This window comes from Paraburkholderia nodosa DSM 21604 (genome assembly GCF_000519185.1).
Taxonomy (GTDB): Bacteria; Pseudomonadota; Gammaproteobacteria; order Burkholderiales; family Burkholderiaceae; genus Paraburkholderia; species Paraburkholderia nodosa.
The window spans coordinates 37,632-52,874 of the sequence record NZ_JAFA01000021.1; the positions used below are offsets into that span (position 1 = coordinate 37,632).

At 65.9% G+C, this 15,243-nt stretch carries 12 protein-coding genes; 5 read left to right on the top strand and 7 right to left on the bottom strand.

Going from position 1 to position 15,243, the window contains the following annotated elements:
- The first annotated feature begins 136 nt into the window (after positions 1–136).
- Positions 137–2,431, top strand: coding sequence for a 5-methyltetrahydropteroyltriglutamate--homocysteine S-methyltransferase (gene metE, locus A3CW_RS0126850; RefSeq protein ID WP_028206312.1), 2,295 nt, complete (start codon positions 137–139; stop codon positions 2,429–2,431).
- Positions 2,432–2,546: 115 nt separating this feature from the next.
- Here the strand turns inward: metE and A3CW_RS0126855 are convergent, their stop codons facing one another.
- The gene (locus A3CW_RS0126855) at positions 2,547–4,217 is read right to left on the bottom strand and encodes a class I adenylate-forming enzyme family protein (protein ID WP_028206313.1); all 1,671 of its coding nucleotides are present in this window, start codon (positions 4,215–4,217) and stop codon (positions 2,547–2,549) included.
- Between the two features lie 10 nt (positions 4,218–4,227).
- Positions 4,228–5,556, bottom strand: a complete 1,329-nt coding sequence (locus A3CW_RS0126860; protein WP_028206314.1) for an MFS transporter — start codon at positions 5,554–5,556, stop codon at positions 4,228–4,230.
- Between the two features lie 408 nt (positions 5,557–5,964).
- Here A3CW_RS0126860 and A3CW_RS0126865 point away from each other — a divergent pair, with 408 nt between their 5' ends.
- Positions 5,965–6,534, top strand: a complete 570-nt coding sequence (locus A3CW_RS0126865) for a DUF4142 domain-containing protein (RefSeq protein ID WP_028206315.1) — start codon at positions 5,965–5,967, stop codon at positions 6,532–6,534.
- A 54-nt stretch (positions 6,535–6,588) separates the two neighbouring features.
- Here A3CW_RS0126865 and A3CW_RS0126870 read toward each other — a convergent pair whose 3' ends face one another.
- Positions 6,589–7,188, bottom strand: a complete 600-nt coding sequence (locus tag A3CW_RS0126870) for a TMEM175 family protein (protein ID WP_028206316.1) — start codon at positions 7,186–7,188, stop codon at positions 6,589–6,591.
- A 175-nt stretch (positions 7,189–7,363) separates the two neighbouring features.
- Here A3CW_RS0126870 and A3CW_RS0126875 point away from each other — a divergent pair, with 175 nt between their 5' ends.
- The gene (locus A3CW_RS0126875; protein WP_028206317.1) at positions 7,364–8,068 is read left to right on the top strand and encodes a cytochrome b/b6 domain-containing protein; all 705 of its coding nucleotides are present in this window, start codon (positions 7,364–7,366) and stop codon (positions 8,066–8,068) included.
- A gap of 85 nt (positions 8,069–8,153) precedes the next feature.
- Positions 8,154–8,405: an H-NS family nucleoid-associated regulatory protein gene (locus A3CW_RS50345; protein ID WP_051481744.1), complete on the top strand. Its 252-nt coding sequence runs from the start codon at positions 8,154–8,156 to the stop codon at positions 8,403–8,405.
- 102 nt (positions 8,406–8,507) lie between these two features.
- Here the strand turns inward: A3CW_RS50345 and kdgD are convergent, their stop codons facing one another.
- The 4 genes from kdgD to A3CW_RS0126900 all read right to left on the bottom strand — a co-directional run bounded on the left by kdgD (position 8,508) and on the right by A3CW_RS0126900 (position 13,351).
- A complete protein-coding gene (kdgD, locus tag A3CW_RS0126885) occupies positions 8,508–9,425 on the bottom strand; it encodes a 5-dehydro-4-deoxyglucarate dehydratase (protein ID WP_028206318.1) in 918 nt (305 codons plus the stop codon).
- A 51-nt stretch (positions 9,426–9,476) separates the two neighbouring features.
- Positions 9,477–10,826, bottom strand: a complete 1,350-nt coding sequence (gene gudD / locus A3CW_RS0126890) for a glucarate dehydratase (RefSeq protein WP_028206319.1) — start codon at positions 10,824–10,826, stop codon at positions 9,477–9,479.
- Positions 10,827–10,891: 65 nt separating this feature from the next.
- Complete coding sequence (locus A3CW_RS0126895) at positions 10,892–11,980, bottom strand: lactonase family protein (protein WP_028206320.1); 1,089 nt, start codon at positions 11,978–11,980, stop codon at positions 10,892–10,894.
- 39 nt (positions 11,981–12,019) lie between these two features.
- Entirely contained in the window at positions 12,020–13,351 is a 1,332-nt protein-coding gene (locus tag A3CW_RS0126900) for an MFS transporter (RefSeq protein ID WP_028206321.1), read from the bottom strand.
- 269 nt (positions 13,352–13,620) lie between these two features.
- On the opposite strand from A3CW_RS0126900, the gene A3CW_RS0126905 reads away from it, so the two are divergent.
- On the top strand, positions 13,621–15,204 hold the full coding sequence (locus A3CW_RS0126905) for an aldehyde dehydrogenase (NADP(+)) (protein WP_028206322.1): 1,584 nt from the start codon (positions 13,621–13,623) through the stop codon (positions 15,202–15,204).
- Positions 15,205–15,243 lie beyond the last annotated feature (39 nt).

A 15,243-nucleotide genomic window follows, 5' to 3' on the forward strand; every position in this document is an offset into this window, starting at 1 on the left:
CCGTGCCAGGCTGGCGATAGATGAAGAAAACTAATGGATGGATGAAATAATGCCATTTTTCTTCATCGTCTGATACCTCTATGATCGCTGCCACTCTGGATCGTTTTCTGCACTTTCATTTCGGACGGCACCACACATGGTCACCACGCACAATCTCGGCTTTCCGCGCATCGGCGCGAAACGCGAACTCAAATTCGGTCTGGAACGCTACTGGAAGGGCGAATCCTCGCGCGACGAACTGAAGGCGCTCGGCGCGCAACTGCGCGCGCGTCACTGGGAAAACCAGAAGGGTCTCGACCTCGTGCCCGCCGGCGACTTCGCGTTCTACGACCAGGTGCTCGACATGAGCTTCACGCTCGGCAACCTGCCCGAGCGCGTGCAGGGCTTCCACGGCGACAAGCTCGACAACTACTTCCGCGTGGCGCGTGGCCGCTCGGCGGCAGGCGCCGAGGACCATGCCGCTTGCTGCGGCGGCGTCGCGGCCGGCGAAATGACGAAGTGGTTCGACACGAACTATCACTACATCGTCCCCGAATTCACGGCCGACACGCAGTTCAACCTCGACACCTCGCGTCTTTCCGAGCAACTGCGCGAAGCCCGCGAACTGGGCGTGAAGGCCAAGCCGGTGATCATCGGGCCGCTCACGTACCTGTGGCTCGGCAAGGCCAAGGACGACTCGGACAAGCTGGCGCTGCTGCCGCGCATCATGCCCGTGTACCGCGCGCTGCTCGACTACTTCCGCGTGATGGACATCGAATGGGTGCAGATCGACGAGCCGATTCTCGTGACCGAACTCGATCCGGCCTGGCGCGCCGCGTTCGCGACGGCGTATGAAGGGTTCGAACTGCGCAGCATCAAGCTGCTGCTGGCCACCTACTTCGGCCAACTGCAGGACAATCTCGACCTCGCGTGCTCGCTGCCCGTCGACGGTCTGCATATCGACGCGATCAACGCCCGAGACGAAGTCGCGCTGGCCGCGCAAAAGCTGCCGGCGCAGAGCGTGCTTTCAGTGGGCGCGATCAACGGCCGCAATATCTGGAAGACGGACCTGAACGCCACGCTCGACTGGCTCGAGCCGCTCGCGAAGCAACTGGGCGAGCGCCTCTGGATCGCGCCGTCGTGCTCGCTGCTGCACGTGCCGGTGGATCTCGCGAGCGAAGAGAAGCTCGACGCTGACATCCGTTCGTGGCTCGCGTTCGCACTGGAAAAGCTCGACGAAGTGAAGGTACTCGCCACGGCGCTGAATGTTGGCCGCGACAAAGTCGCCGCTGAACTCGCCGCGAACGCCGCTGCGGTTGAAGCGCGCCGCCAGTCGCCGCGCGTGAACAACCCCGCAGTGAAGGCCGCAATCGCCCGCATCGACGCGCAGCTAGGCAATCGTCAGCACGCTTACGCCGAGCGCGCCGCGAAGCAGGCCGCACGCCTGAAGCTGCCCGCATTCCCGACCACCACGATCGGCTCGTTCCCGCAAACGGCGGAAATCCGCCAGGCGCGCAGCCAGTTCAAAAGCGGCGCGCTCGACAACGCGGGCTACCAGGCCGCCATGCGCGCCGAAATCGAGCGCAGCGTGCGTGAGCAGGAGCAACTGGGTCTCGACGTGCTCGTGCACGGCGAAGCCGAGCGCAACGACATGGTCGAATACTTCGGCGAGCAGCTCGACGGCTACGCGTTCAGCCAGTTCGGCTGGGTGCAGTCGTACGGCTCGCGCTGCGTGAAGCCGCCCATTCTGTTCGGCGACATCAGCCGCCCGAAGGCAATGACGGTGGAGTGGATCACCTACGCGCAGTCGCTCACGAACAAGCCCATGAAGGGCATGCTCACCGGCCCCGTGACGATCCTCAACTGGTCCTTCGTGCGCGACGACCAGCCGCGTTCGGTCTCGTGCTACCAGCTTGCGCTCGCCATTCGCGAAGAAGTGCTCGACCTGGAAAAGGCCGGCGTGGGCGTGATCCAGATCGACGAGGCCGCGCTGCGCGAAGGTCTGCCGCTGCGCCGCGCGCAGTGGGGCGAGTATCTGCGCTGGGCCGTGGAATCGTTCCGCATCACGGCAAACGGCGTGGAAGACGAAACGCAGATCCACACCCACATGTGCTATTCGGAGTTCAACGACATCATCGCGTCGATCGCCGATATGGACGCGGACGTCATCACGATCGAGACCTCGCGCTCGGACATGGAACTGCTCGACGCGTTCGACAACTTCAAGTATCCGAACGAAATCGGGCCTGGCGTATACGACATTCACTCGCCGAACATCCCGACCGAAGCGCACATCGTGCAGCTGATGCAGAAGGCCGCCGGGCGCATTCCGGCAGAACGCCTGTGGGTCAACCCTGACTGCGGTCTGAAGACGCGTCAGTGGGCCGAGGTGATTCCGGCGCTGACCAACATGGTCGCTGCCGCCAAGGCGTTGCGCAGCCAGGTGCAATAAGGCGCCGAAGCGCACGCCCGCTAGCCCGTTAGCCCGTTAGCGAGTCGTGTCATGCGCCCCGAGCCTGTCTCGGGGCGCATCAGTTTTCAACCCAATCGAGTTGCTCGCGCAACCATTACCGCAACTCGCGCCGCAAGATCTTCCCCGTGGCTGTCTTCGGTAATTCGTCGCGGAACTCGACGATGCGCGGGTATTTGTACGCAGCCATGCGCGCCTTGCAGAACGCGATCAGTTCCGCCGCGTCGGCCACCGCGCCCGCACGCAGGCTCACCACCGCTTTCACGGTCTCGCCGCGATACGCATCGGGCACGCCCACCACGGCCGCTTCACGCACGGCGGGATGGCCGTAAAGCACGTCTTCCACTTCACGTGGCCAGACCTTGTATCCGGCCGCATTGATCATGTCCTTCTTGCGGTCGACGAGATAGAACCAGCCCGCTTCGTCCATGAAGCCGACGTCGCCGGTATGGAACCAGCCGCCGCGCAACGCATCGACCGTCGCCGCCGCGTTGTTCCAGTAGCCGGGCACGATCATCGGTCCGCGGCAGACGATCTCGCCCGTTTCACCGGGCGCGAGCATGTGCCCATCATCGTCGACGATCGCCGCTTCGGCGCCCGGCACGGGCACGCCCATGGCCAGCGCGCCGCTGCGCGGATCGACGGGCGCCGTCCGCGCGAGCGGCACCAAGTGCGTGGGCGAATTCGTTTCGGTGAGCCCATACGCGCCGTGGATCACGTGGCCGAACTTCGTGCGAAACGCCTCCACCACACTGGGCGCGATGGGCGCGCCGCCCGAATAGATCTTCGTGAGCGTCGCCAGTTGCTCGCGGGTCGCGTCGGCGTGATGCAGCAGCGCGATAAACACGGTGATCGCGCCAATCGTGAATTCCGCGCGGTGTTCCTCGATGGCGTCGAGCGTGGCCGCCGGGTCGAAGCGGTGCGTGAGAATGAGCGGCGCGCGCGCAATCCACGCCGCGCCGATGTGGCCAACCAGGCCGGTAATGTGAAAGAGCGGCGCCACGCCGAGTATCGGGCCGCCTTCGCGCAGGCCGCAGAAATCGCGGTAGGTCTGCGAGTTGAACGCGAAGTTGCCGTGCGTGCAGATCGCACCTTTCGGGCGGCCGCTCGTGCCCGAGGTATAGACGAGCATGGCGGCGTCGCTCGCCGCCAGCGCGACCGGCGGCGCCTTGCGCCCTGGCTGCACGGCCTGCGCTGCCTGCAAAAGATCGCGTGCGCCCTCGCCTGCCCCGCTTGCCTCGCGCTGTGCACCGAACACGCGTGGATCGTCGCGTGTTTGCAGCGCACGCGCGCGCGTCGTGAGTACCCGCGGCGCGGCTTTGCCTTCGGCTTCGATACTCGCCATCACTTCGCGAACGACTTCGCCTTCGAGCGCGGCGTCGCAGATCAGCACGCGCGTTTGCGAATCGTCGAGCAACAGTCTCAGTTCGCGCGCGCGGTTCATCGGATTGACCGGCACCATCACGGCGCCCGCCTTCCAGATGCCGAGCAAGGCCATCACGAACTGCGGCACGTTCTGCAGATAGAGCGCTACACGGTCGCCACGCTGCACGCCTTCGTCCAGCAGCAAGCAGGCGATGCGATCGCTCCATGCGTCGAGCGCCTGCCAGTCGAGCCTGCCGTCGAAGTAGAGCAGCGCGCTTTCGTGCGGCGCGCGAGCGAGCGCCGCCGCGAACATGTCGAGACCGTTCGTATAGTCCTGGCGAGGATTCGGCTCGATCCCGGCGTCGTATAGCGCGCGCCAGGGAAAGCGTTCGTAGGCGTTCACGTTGGTCTCCTCAAGCTGCGTCCGCGGACTGGCCCACCGTGCTGCGCGCCATGAACCAGTAGAACAGCGCCGCGCAGGCCGCGATCGCGCCGCCCATGATGAACGCCAGCGAATACGATCCCGTGCGGTCGACGATAAAGCCTGCCACGACCGGCGAGAACGCCCCGCCGAAATAGCCGCCGAAGTTCTGGATCGCGCTCACGGAAGCGACCATCGAAGACGGGGCGATGTCGGCTGCGAGCGCCCACGCGTTGCCGATGGTGGCGGCGATGAACGCCAGCCCCAACGTCATCAGCGCGACGCTCGTGCCTATCGTGCCGGCGAGTGGCAGCGCCGCCGCGCACACGCCCGCGCCAATCGCGCCCACCACGATCAGCATGCGCTTGGCGACCATGGGCGAAGCCACGCGGCGATCCACGAGTTTCTTCGCGATCCAGCCCGCGACGATCTCGCCCACCGCGCCGCCGAACCACGGAATGCTCGCGTAGATGCCCAGTTGTGCGAACGAAATATGAAAACGATCGAGCAGATAGAGCGGCAGGAACACGAGGAAGATATTCCACAGCCAGATCGCGCAGAAGTAGCCGAAGATCATGCCCCACACGCTGCGCGAGGCGAATAGCGCGCGCCAGCGAATGGGCGCGGTGGTGAGCGAGCGCTCGTGGCCGCCGCCGCCCGCTTCGATATACGCAAATTCCTCGCGCGTGAGCCGCTTGCTTTGCGCGGGGTTGCGATAGAGAAACAGGAACAGCACGGCGAAGACGATGCCGATGGCGCCCGTCACGTGAAAGAGCGAGCGCCAGCCGAACGCGATCATCAACGCAACCAGCACGGCGGGCGCGAGCGCGGGCCCCCACTTCGACGACGAATCCCAGATGCCGGTGGCGAAGCCGCGCTCCTTGGCGGGAAACCACGCGGCCGTGATCTTCGCGGAGGTCGGCCAGCACGGCGCCTCGCCCACTGCGAGCAGCACGCGCATGACGATGAGGCCCGAGATCGAGCCGACCACGCCGGTGAGCCACGTCGCCACGCTCCACCAGATCATGCCCACTGCATAGGCGCGCTTCGCGCCGAAGCGGTCGATGATCCAGCCTGCCGGCAACTGCATCACGGCGTAGGTCCAGGCGAACACGGTGCCCAGCAGGCCGATCTGCGTGCGCGTGAGGCCGAGGTCGTGAATCATGCCGGGCGCGGCGATCGCGAGATTCGCGCGATCGAGGTAGTTGATGATGCCGCCGAACAGCAGCCAGATCAGCACGCGCCAGCGAAAATTCGCGGCGGTGGTGGCTGTGGCAGTCGATTTTGTGGTGGATGCGGTTGCAACCAGCTCGTCGTCCATCCTGTCTCCTCCTCGTTGGCCTACGTTTTTTTGCATGCGCTGATGCGCAAGCTCGTGAGACTCAAACCGCGTTCGTGCCCAGATCGTGGGACTTTTCGCTGTAGCAGCAACGATAGCGCGAGGGACATTGTGCGCCGGTTGACGCGAATGGAAAACGCCGTATTTGCATAAACGCATGACGTCGATGTGAATACGCGGATCGTTATTTCTGTCGCATGCTTTCTTACCAACCGTTACACAAGCGAAGCAATCGTTTCACCTGAACGGCGAGCGACTTCATAGAATTCCCCAGACCGTTGAGCAGCAAGGCGCCACGCCACAACGGTCCCGCGCAGAGCCGCACGGAAAGCCGCATTACGCAAGGCCCTGCGCGTGCAATCGATACCAACTACGCAGAAAGGAGTTCACATGACTCGCCTCTCGCTTGCCTCGCTCATCGCGGCTTCGGCCGCCAGCCTTTGCGCCGTTACGCTGAGCGCCCATGCGCAGACCCCCGCGCCTTCCGCGGCTTCTGCCTCGACTTCGGCCGCACCCGGCAAGCTTCACGAAGCCGACAAGGCCTTCATCGCGGACGGCACGCAAACCGTCGCCACGCAGCGCGATGCCGCTCGCATTGCCGACTCGCGCTCGACCGACCGCGAAGTGAAGGCCTTTGCGGAAAAGCTGGTGGCCGACTATTCGAAGCTGTCCGACTCGATGCGCGCGGCGAGCCCGCGCGGCGTCGACGTTCCGCGCAACGACCCGGATGCGGCGGTGATCAGCAGCATCAACGATCTGCGCGGCGCGGACTTCGACAAGACGTATATCGAGCAGGTCGCGCTGGCCGGCCAGCAGAAAACGCTTTCGGCATTCCAGGCGGAGATCGCCTCGGGCCGCGATGCGGGCCTCAAGAAGGCCGCCACGGAAGGCCTGCCTGTGATTCAGGCCGACTATGCCAAGGCTCAGGAACTCGCCAAGCGCAAGCACCTGGCAGGCTGATGACGATGTGATGCTCGAAGGGGCCGGCCGCATGCGCGCCGGCCCCAGTGCCGTTTACTCTTCCTTCTTTTCGCCGGCCGCGAGGGCGAGCCGCTCCATGCGTCGATCGGGCACGAGCCAGAGCAACGCCACAAAGAAGTAGAAGGCCGCGCCAATGCGCGGATAGTCGAACGCCGCGAGCGCAAACCCCGCCAGATACAGCGCCGGTGAAATCTTGCCCTTCACGTCATTGCCCAGCGCAATGGCAAGCGGGCTTTGCGTCCCGTGATAGCGCACCAGCGTGAATTGCAGCACCACATAGGCCAGCGCGCAGAGCAGCAGGTTGACGCCGTAGAGCGCGGTCGGCCAGCGCCCGAACTCGTTCTCGCCCATCCAGCCCGTGGTGAACGGCAGCAGCGAAAGCCAGAACAGCAGATGCAGGTTGGCCCAAAGCACCGACCCGTTCACGCGGCGCGCCACCTGCAGCATGTGGTGATGGTTGTTCCAGTAGATCCCCACGTAGATAAAGCTCAACACGTAGCTCAGATAAACCGGCCAGAGCGGCGCGAGCGCAGCAAGATCGTCGCCATGCGGCACCTTGAGTTCCAGCACCATGATGGTGATGATGATGGCGAGCACGCCATCGCTGAATGCTTCGAGTCGGTTTTTTTCCATCTGCGGAATCGGCTTGCAAGGGATGTAAGGCGAGCGGCAAGTATCGCCGAAGTCGCCGCGCGACGCCACGTAACCGCTGGGGGCATCGCAGTTGCGCAGGTTGCGCCATACATCGCGCGCGCATTCCTGGCCTATGATGCCTTTGAGCGCCACGTCCGGCCGCCCGCCTCGAATCATGAACTCCACGACATCCGCAACCCGCGACCGTCCCGAGCACCCCGACCGCCCTGAGCGGCGCGTGCCTGTCTGGGATCTGCCCACGCGGCTTTTCCACTGGCTGACCGTCGTGCTCGTGGCGGCCGCTTACGTCACACAGCGCATGAACTGGATGCAGATGCACGTGCGCCTCGGCGAGACGCTGCTCGCGCTCGTGCTGTTTCGCATCCTGTGGGGGTGCTTCGGCAGCGAGACCGCGCGCTTCTCGCATTTCGTCGCCTCGCCGCGCAAGGCGATCGAGCATCTGCGCCATCTGGGGCGGCGCGAGCCCGACGTCCAGGTGGGCCACAACGCGGCCGGCGGCTGGATGGTTCTGCTGCTGCTCGCGCTGCTGCTGGTCGAAACGCTCACCGGTCTCTACGACAACAACGACATCGCCGACGAAGGCCCGCTCAGCGAAATCGTGCCCGCAAAAATTGCCAACGCGATCGCCGGCCTGCACGCGTGGGGCTGGGATCTGCTCGCGGCAGCGGTCGTGCTGCACGTGTGCGCGATTGCGGTCTATGCGCTCGTCAAAGGCCACAACCTGGTCGGCCCGATGGTGAGCGGCAAAAAACGCCTGCCCGCCTCGGTGCGCGCGCCCGCGCGCGGGTCGCTTTGGCTCGCGGCCTTGCTGATGGGGTTATCCGGCGTCGTGGTGGCGCTGCTCGCCGCGTATCTTTGATGCCGGAAATTGCGGTGTAAAGCCCACGCGAAGCCTGCACAACGCGTAAAATCAGCGGCTCGTTTTCACTCGACAAGAATTATCGATGGCTACCTACCGCGAATTGCTCGCCCAGAAGCGCGAACTCGACGAGCGCATCGAAGCGGCGCGCGCCGAAGCGGCACACGCGGCGCTGACCAACGTGCGTGCGGCAATCGCCGAATTCGGCTTCACGCCCGACGAGGTGTTCGGCAAGCCGCGCCGCGAAAAGACCGCGCGCCGCGCCCGCAACGCCGAAGGCAATGAAGGCAAAAAGCGCGAGCGCGCCAATCTGGACCTGTTCGGCGACAACGCCTGACCGGCCGCCCACGCCCTTCACAAGCAAACAGGGCCGCAAGGGCCCTGTCGCAAGCCATGCCGCGCACCGGCTGGCGCGAGCATGGCGTGAACACCACACGCGTTACTGCGCGCCGAGCTTCTTGATCAGCACGTCGAGTTGCGCCACTTCCTCTTGCGTGAGGTCGGTGAGCGGCGCGCGCACCGGGCCCGCGTCGCGGCCCACGAGCTTCGCGCCCGCCTTCACGATGCTCACCGCGTAGCCCGCGCGGCGATTGCGAATGGCGAGGTACGGCAGGAAGAATTCGTCGATGAGCTTGCCCACCGTCGCGTGGTCGTCGGCGGCAATCGCGCGGTAGAACTGCATGGCCGTCTTCGGAATGAAGTTGAATACCGCCGACGAATACACGGGCACGCCCAGCGCCTTGTACGCCGCTGCGTAGACTTCGGCGGTGGGCAGACCGCCCAGGTACGAGAAGCGGTCGCCCAGGCGGCGGCGGATCGTCACCATCGCCTCGATCTCGCCCACGCCGTCCTTGAAGCCGATGAGGTTCTCGCAGCGGTCCGCGAGCTGCTCGAGCATGTCGGCGTTGAGCTTCGAATTGGCGCGGTTGTAGACGATCACGCCCATCTTCGGCACGGCCTTGCAGACCTGCTCCACGTGTGCGGCAATGCCTTCCTGCGACGCTTCCGTGAGGTAGTGCGGCATCAGCAGAATGCCCTGCGCGCCGTTGCGCTCGGCTTCCTGCGCGTATTCGATGGCCACGCGCGTCGCGCCGCCCGCGCCCGCGAGAATCGGCACCTTGCCCTTGCAGGTTTCGGTGGCGGTCTTGATGACCTGCGAGTATTCGCTCTTCGTGAGCGAGAAGAATTCGCCCGTGCCGCCCGCCGCGAACAGCGCGCTCGCGCCATACGGGGCCAGCCATTCGAGGCGCTCGGCGTAGGTGCTCGCGCGGAAGTTGCCTTGTGCGTCGAAGTCGGTCACGGGGAACGAAAGCAGGCCTTCGGAGACGATTTGCTTGAGTTCTTGCGGCGTGGTCATGGTCTTGATCCTGTTGCGAAGTCAGTAGAGGTGTTCAGTCGAAGACGGCGTTCAGCGCACGAGGCACGGACGCTTGTTGTCGAATTTCCAGTTGGGAATGAGGTATTGCATGGCGATCGCGTCGTCGCGCGCGCCGAGGCCGTGCTCCTTGTAGAGCGCGTGGGCCTTTTCCAGCGCGTCCATGTCGATTTCGATGCCGAGGCCCGGCTTGTGCGGCACCTGCACCTTGCCGCCCACGATCTGCAGCGGCTCGCGCGTGAGGCGCTGGCCGTCCTGCCAGATCCAGTGCGTGTCGATCGCCGTGATCTTGCCGGGCGCCGCGGCGGCCGCATGCGTGAACATCGCGAGCGAAATGTCGAAGTGGTTGTTCGAGTGCGAGCCCCACGTGAGGCCCCAGTCATTACACATCTGCGCCACGCGCACCGAGCCCTGCATGGTCCAGAAGTGCGGGTCGGCGAGCGGAATGTCCACCGATTGCAGCTGAATCGCGTGGCCCATCTGGCGCCAGTCGGTCGCGATCATGTTGGTGGCCGTGGGCAGGCCGGTGGCGCGGCGGAATTCGGCCATCACTTCGCGACCCGAATAGCCGTTCTCCGCGCCGCACGGATCTTCCGCGTAGGCGAGCACGTCGTGCTTGTCGCGACACAGGCGGATGGCTTCCGCGAGCGACCACGCGCCGTTCGGGTCGAGCGTCACGCGCGCTTCGGGAAAGCGCTCGGCCAGCGCCGTGACCGCTTCCATTTCCGCGTCGCCCGCCAGCACGCCGCCCTTGAGCTTGAAGTCGTTGAAGCCGTAGCGCGCTTGCGCGGCTTCGGCCAGGCGCACGACGGCTTCCGCCGTCATCGCCTCTTCGGTGCGCAGGCGCTCCCAGTCGTCGCGGCCATCGGCGCCGCTCGCGTAGGCGAGATCGGTCTTGTTGCGATCGCCAATGAAGAACAGATAGCCGAGCATCTCCACTTCGCTGCGCTGCTGGCCTTCGCCGAGCAGCGCGGCAACGGGCACGTTCAGATGCTGGCCGAGCAGGTCGAGCAGCGCGGCTTCGAGCGCCGTGACCGCGTGAATCGTGGTGCGCAGGTCGAAGGTCTGCAGGCCGCGGCCGCCCGAGTCGCGATCGGCGAACTGCTTGCGCACGGTGTTGAGCACCGACTGCATGTTGCCGATGGACTGGCCCACGACGAACGCGCGCGCGTCTTCGAGCGTCTTGCGGATCGCCTCGCCGCCCGGCACTTCGCCGATGCCGGTGTTGCCCGCGCTGTCGCACAGCAGCACGACGTTGCGCGTGAAGAACGGACCGTGCGCGCCGGAGAGGTTCAGCAGCATGCTGTCGCGGCCCGCCACGGGCACGACGCGCAACTCGGTCACAACGGGCGTGGCGTTCGGTTGAACGGTTTGTGTAGACATGAACGGATTACCTGTAAAAGTGCGGCGCGCTGCGCCCTGACAATCGAAACCTTGGGTTGAACCGGTCAAGCGTTGGCGGCGACGATCTCCACCCAGTTCGCGCCGTTGCCGCCCTCGCCGCGCGAGACGGGTGTGAGCGCGCCGCTCGCCGCATCGATCGCGTAGACCGATACGTGTTGCGATTTTTCTCCGCATGCCACGAGAAAACGGCCCGTCGGGTCGATGCGAAAACCGCGCGGCTGCGTCTCGGTCGCGGTCGCGCCCACGTAATCGAGCGCGCCGTCCTGGGAGACGCGCAGCGTGAGAATCTGGCTCGTCGTGCGCTCGGACACGTAGACGAAGCGCCCACCGGGCGAGACGTGGATATCGGCGGCCCAGACGAGCTTCGCGAGCACGGCGGGGTCGGGCTGCACGGGATCCGTGGGGCTCGGGCGCGCCAAGCCGTCGTTCAGATGCGCGAGCACCGGCGCGCGCGGCGAGACGTGCAGCGCCGCGAGCTTGCCCGTGGCGGCGTCGCGCGCGAAAGCCGCCACCGTCGCGCGGAATTCGCTCAGCACGTACAGCACGTCGCCGTTGGGCGAAAAGCGCAGATGCCGCGGACCGAAGCCCGCCCCGAGATCGACCGTGCCGGTCTCGACGAGGCGCCCCGCGTCTTCCAGCGCGAAAACAAACACGCGGTCGCTGCCGAGCGACGACGCATAGGCGAAGCGCCCATCGGCGGAAACGATCACGGCGTGCGCGTGCTCGATCTCGCCGATCACCTGCAGCGGCGCGCCATGCCCGTTCCCGAGATCCTGCGCGCCATACAGGCTCACGCGATGCTCGCCGTACGAAGCGCCCAGCAGGAAACGCCCCTGCGGCTCGGCACACAGATACGCGAGGCTCGATTCGATCGGCGTCTGCACGCGCGGTGCGAGACTGCCGCTTTGCGCGTCGATGGCGTAGTCGTTGATGCGCTTGTCCGCGCCGCGCGTGGCCGCGTAAAGGCGGCGGCGATCGGGCGAGAGCGCCATCGGCATCACGTTGTCCTGCGCGGCCACGCGCGCTTGCGGCGTGAGCGCGCCATTGCGCGCATCGAGATGAAACACGCCAATGTCGCCGTCTTTCGAATTCGCGACGTAGACGAAGAAGCGTTCAGGGTTCGGCTGGTTCATGGTGTGGGTTTCCTTCTCGATTGAGGGTTGCGCGCGGGCTCAGTGCGCGCCGCTGCGGACCGAATCGTCGGCAAAGGCACGGCGCGACGGCTTGTTACGGGCGAGGAACGCGGCGGCGGCGGCAATCAGCGAGGTCACGCCAAGGCCGTAGAGGCCGCCCGTAATCGAGCCCGTATGCTGTTGAAGATAGCCGAACGTGGCCGGCGCGAAGAACCCGCCCAGGTTGCCGAGCGAATTGATGAGCGCGATCACGCCGGCGGCCACGCGGGTGTCGAGATAGCCTTGCGGCATCGGCCAGAACAGCGACGAAGCCGCCTTGAAGCCGATGGCCGAGAAGCAGATCGCCACGAACGAGAACACCGGGTCCGACGACGTCGAAGCGAACAGGCCGCAGGCCGCGATTACGAGTGCGACGGCGAGCCACGCCTGCTGGAAGCGGTACTTCGCTGAGAGCAGCGCGAAGCAGTACATCGCGACGATGGCGATCAGCCACGGAATGGCGTTGTAGAGGCCCACCTGGAAGTCGGTCAGGCCGCCCATCTTGCGGATGATCGTGGGCAGCCAGAACGTGGCCGCGTAGATCGTGAGCTGGATGGCGAAGTAGAGGAAGCAGAACAGCACGATCTGCGGGTCCTTCAAGAGGCGCAGCACCGGCACGTGCGCGCCCGTGGCGGCTTCGCGCTCGGCCTGCTCGCGCGCCAGGTACGTTTCGAGCGCGCCCTGCTCGTCGCTCGTGAGCCACTGGGCATCGCGAATGCGCGACTTCAGGAACACCCAGCTCACGCCGCACAGAACGATGGAAAAGCCGCCTTCGATCAGGAACATCCACTGCCAGCCCGCGAGACCCAGGCCGCGCACGGAAAGCAGCGCGCCCGTGATCGGACCCGAGAGCACCGAGGCGAACGCCGAGCCCGCGAGAAACACCGCCGCCGCCTTGCCGCGCTCTTTCTGCGGCAGCCACTGCGCGAAGTAATAGATCACGCCGGGAAAGAAACCTGCTTCGGCAACGCCCAGCAGAAACCGCAGCACGTAGAACGAGGTGTCGTTGTGCACGAACGCCATGGCGGCCGCCACGACGCCCCACGTACCCATGATGCGCGTGAGCCAGGCGCGTGCGCCATACTTTTGCATGAGGATGTTGGACGGCACCTCGAAGATCGCATAGCCCACGAAGAACAACCCCGCGCCGAACCCATACGCCGCCGCCGAAAGACCGATATCGGCTTTCATGTGCGCGCCGGCGAAGCCGACGTTCACACGGTCGATATAGTTCGCGATGAACATGATGAGGAAAAGCGGGAGCACGTGCCGCAGGACCTTCGCGCTGGCTGACTCCAGCAGGTCCTCATAACGGTTGGCAGGGACGGACATCGGGGTGGTCTCCTTCAGGCGCTGGCGGCGCGCGGATTAGATGTGTCGTGGTACGTTGTCTGATGACATTCTAAGCTCGGCTGTCGAGGGAGCCAATGTCGTGTTTACCCTGCTCCGGAACCGGAATCATAACCGATAAAGCTCGAACTGGCGTGCCTGTAGCACTTCTCGCCTGCCAAAGGCGCCTGCCGTGGGTGGGCGGTAACGACGATCTGGCGTATACTAGTTGTACGATGACTTAACTCACTGCAACGAGACTCGGAGACGATATGCAAATCACTGGCGACATGCTCATTGGAGGCCGCGCGGTGCGCGGCTCGGAAAAGCCGCTCGCGGCTTTCAATCCCGCCACCGGCGAAGCGATCCCCGCACCGGCCTTCGGCAGCGGCACGGCCGCCGACGTCGACGCCGCCTGCCAGCTCGCCGCAGAGGCGTTCGACGCCTACCGCACGCTGCCCCTCGCCGTGCGCGCGGCGTTCCTCGAACGTATCGCCGACGGCATCGCCGCGCTCGGCGACGCGCTCACCGAACGCGCCCACGCGGAAACCGGCCTGCCCAAGGCGCGCCTCGAAGGCGAGCGCGGCCGCACCGTCGGTCAACTCAAGCTGTTCGCACAGGAAGTGCGCCAGGGACTGTGGCTCACGCCCACGCTCGACGCCGCCCTGCCCGAACGCAAGCCGCTGCCGCGCGCCGACCTGCGTCTGCAGAAAATCGCGCTCGGCCCGGTCGCCGTGTTCGGCGCGAGCAACTTCCCGCTCGCGTTCTCGGTAGCGGGCGGCGACACGGCCGCGGCGCTGGCGGCGGGCTGTCCGGTCATCGTCAAGGCGCACGGCGCGCACCTCGGCACCTCGGAGATGGTGGGCCGCGTGATCCAGCAGGCCGTGCAGGAGATGGGACTGCCCGAGGGCGTGTTCTCGCTCATCGTGGGCGCGGGGCGCACCGTGGGCGAGGCGCTCGTTGCGCACCCGGCCATCAAGGCCGTGGGCTTCACCGGCTCGCGCGCGGGCGGCACGGCGCTCATGCGCATCGCCGCGAACCGGCCCGAGCCCATCCCGGTCTACGCGGAAATGAGCAGCATCAATCCCGTGTTCCTGCTGCCCGAGGCGCTCGCGGCGCGTGGCGCGGCCATCGCGCAGGGCTTCGTCGATTCGCTCGTGCTCGGCGCGGGTCAGTTCTGCACGAATCCGGGTCTGGCAATCGGCATCGAGGGTCCGGCGCTCGACCAGTTCGCGCAGGCCGCCGCGCAGGCGCTGGGCGTCAAGCCCGCGCAGACCATGCTCACGGCGGGCATCCATGCGGCGTATGAAGAAGGCGCGCGGCGGCTGGCCGAAACCCAGGGCGTGAGCGCCCTCGCGCAAGGCCAAAGCGCGAGCGGCCCGAACCAGGCGTTCGCCGCGCTCTTCGTGACGGACGCGCAAACCTTCCTCGCGCAGCCCGCCCTCGAAGACGAAGTGTTCGGCCCGGCCTCGACGCTCGTGCGCTGCAAGGACGAAGCCGAACTGCTCGCCGTGGCCGAGCACTTCGCGGGCCAGCTCACCGCGACGATCCAGATGGACCGCACCGACGTGCCCGCCGCGATGCGCCTCGTGCCGATTCTCGAACGCAAAGCCGGCCGCCTGCTCGTGAACGGCTTCCCGACCGGCGTGGAAGTTACGCACGCGATGGTGCACGGCGGCCCGTTCCCGGCCACCTCCGATAGCCGCGCGACCTCGGTGGGCACGAGCGCGATGGAGCGCTTCCTGCGGCCGGTGTGTTATCAGGACTTCCCGGCCGAGCTGCTGCCGCAGGCACTGGCGGACGCCAATCCGCTCGACCTCTGGCGGCGCAAGAACGGCGAGATGGTGCGCGGCTGAGTTGCCTCGTCAGCGCCTTGCGCGCATTGCAAATGAAAA

Bases quoted from the DNA above. Each gene is read 5' to 3' on its own strand.
- A3CW_RS0126900 (WP_028206321.1), bottom strand. From the start codon at position 13,351: ATGTCCGTCCCTGCCAACCGTTATGAGGACCTGCTGGAGTCAGCCAGC.
- gudD (WP_028206319.1), bottom strand. From the start codon at position 10,826: ATGTCTACACAAACCGTTCAACCGAACGCCACGCCCGTTGTGACCGAG.
- A3CW_RS0126870 (WP_028206316.1), bottom strand. From the start codon at position 7,188: ATGGAAAAAAACCGACTCGAAGCATTCAGCGATGGCGTGCTCGCCATC.
- kdgD (WP_028206318.1), bottom strand. From the start codon at position 9,425: ATGACCACGCCGCAAGAACTCAAGCAAATCGTCTCCGAAGGCCTGCTT.
- A3CW_RS0126905 (WP_028206322.1), top strand. From the start codon at position 13,621: ATGCAAATCACTGGCGACATGCTCATTGGAGGCCGCGCGGTGCGCGGC.
- A3CW_RS0126875 (WP_028206317.1), top strand. From the start codon at position 7,364: ATGAACTCCACGACATCCGCAACCCGCGACCGTCCCGAGCACCCCGAC.
- A3CW_RS0126860 (WP_028206314.1), bottom strand. From the start codon at position 5,556: ATGGACGACGAGCTGGTTGCAACCGCATCCACCACAAAATCGACTGCC.
- A3CW_RS0126865 (WP_028206315.1), top strand. From the start codon at position 5,965: ATGACTCGCCTCTCGCTTGCCTCGCTCATCGCGGCTTCGGCCGCCAGC.
- metE (WP_028206312.1), top strand. From the start codon at position 137: ATGGTCACCACGCACAATCTCGGCTTTCCGCGCATCGGCGCGAAACGC.
- A3CW_RS50345 (WP_051481744.1), top strand. From the start codon at position 8,154: ATGGCTACCTACCGCGAATTGCTCGCCCAGAAGCGCGAACTCGACGAG.
- A3CW_RS0126895 (WP_028206320.1), bottom strand. From the start codon at position 11,980: ATGAACCAGCCGAACCCTGAACGCTTCTTCGTCTACGTCGCGAATTCG.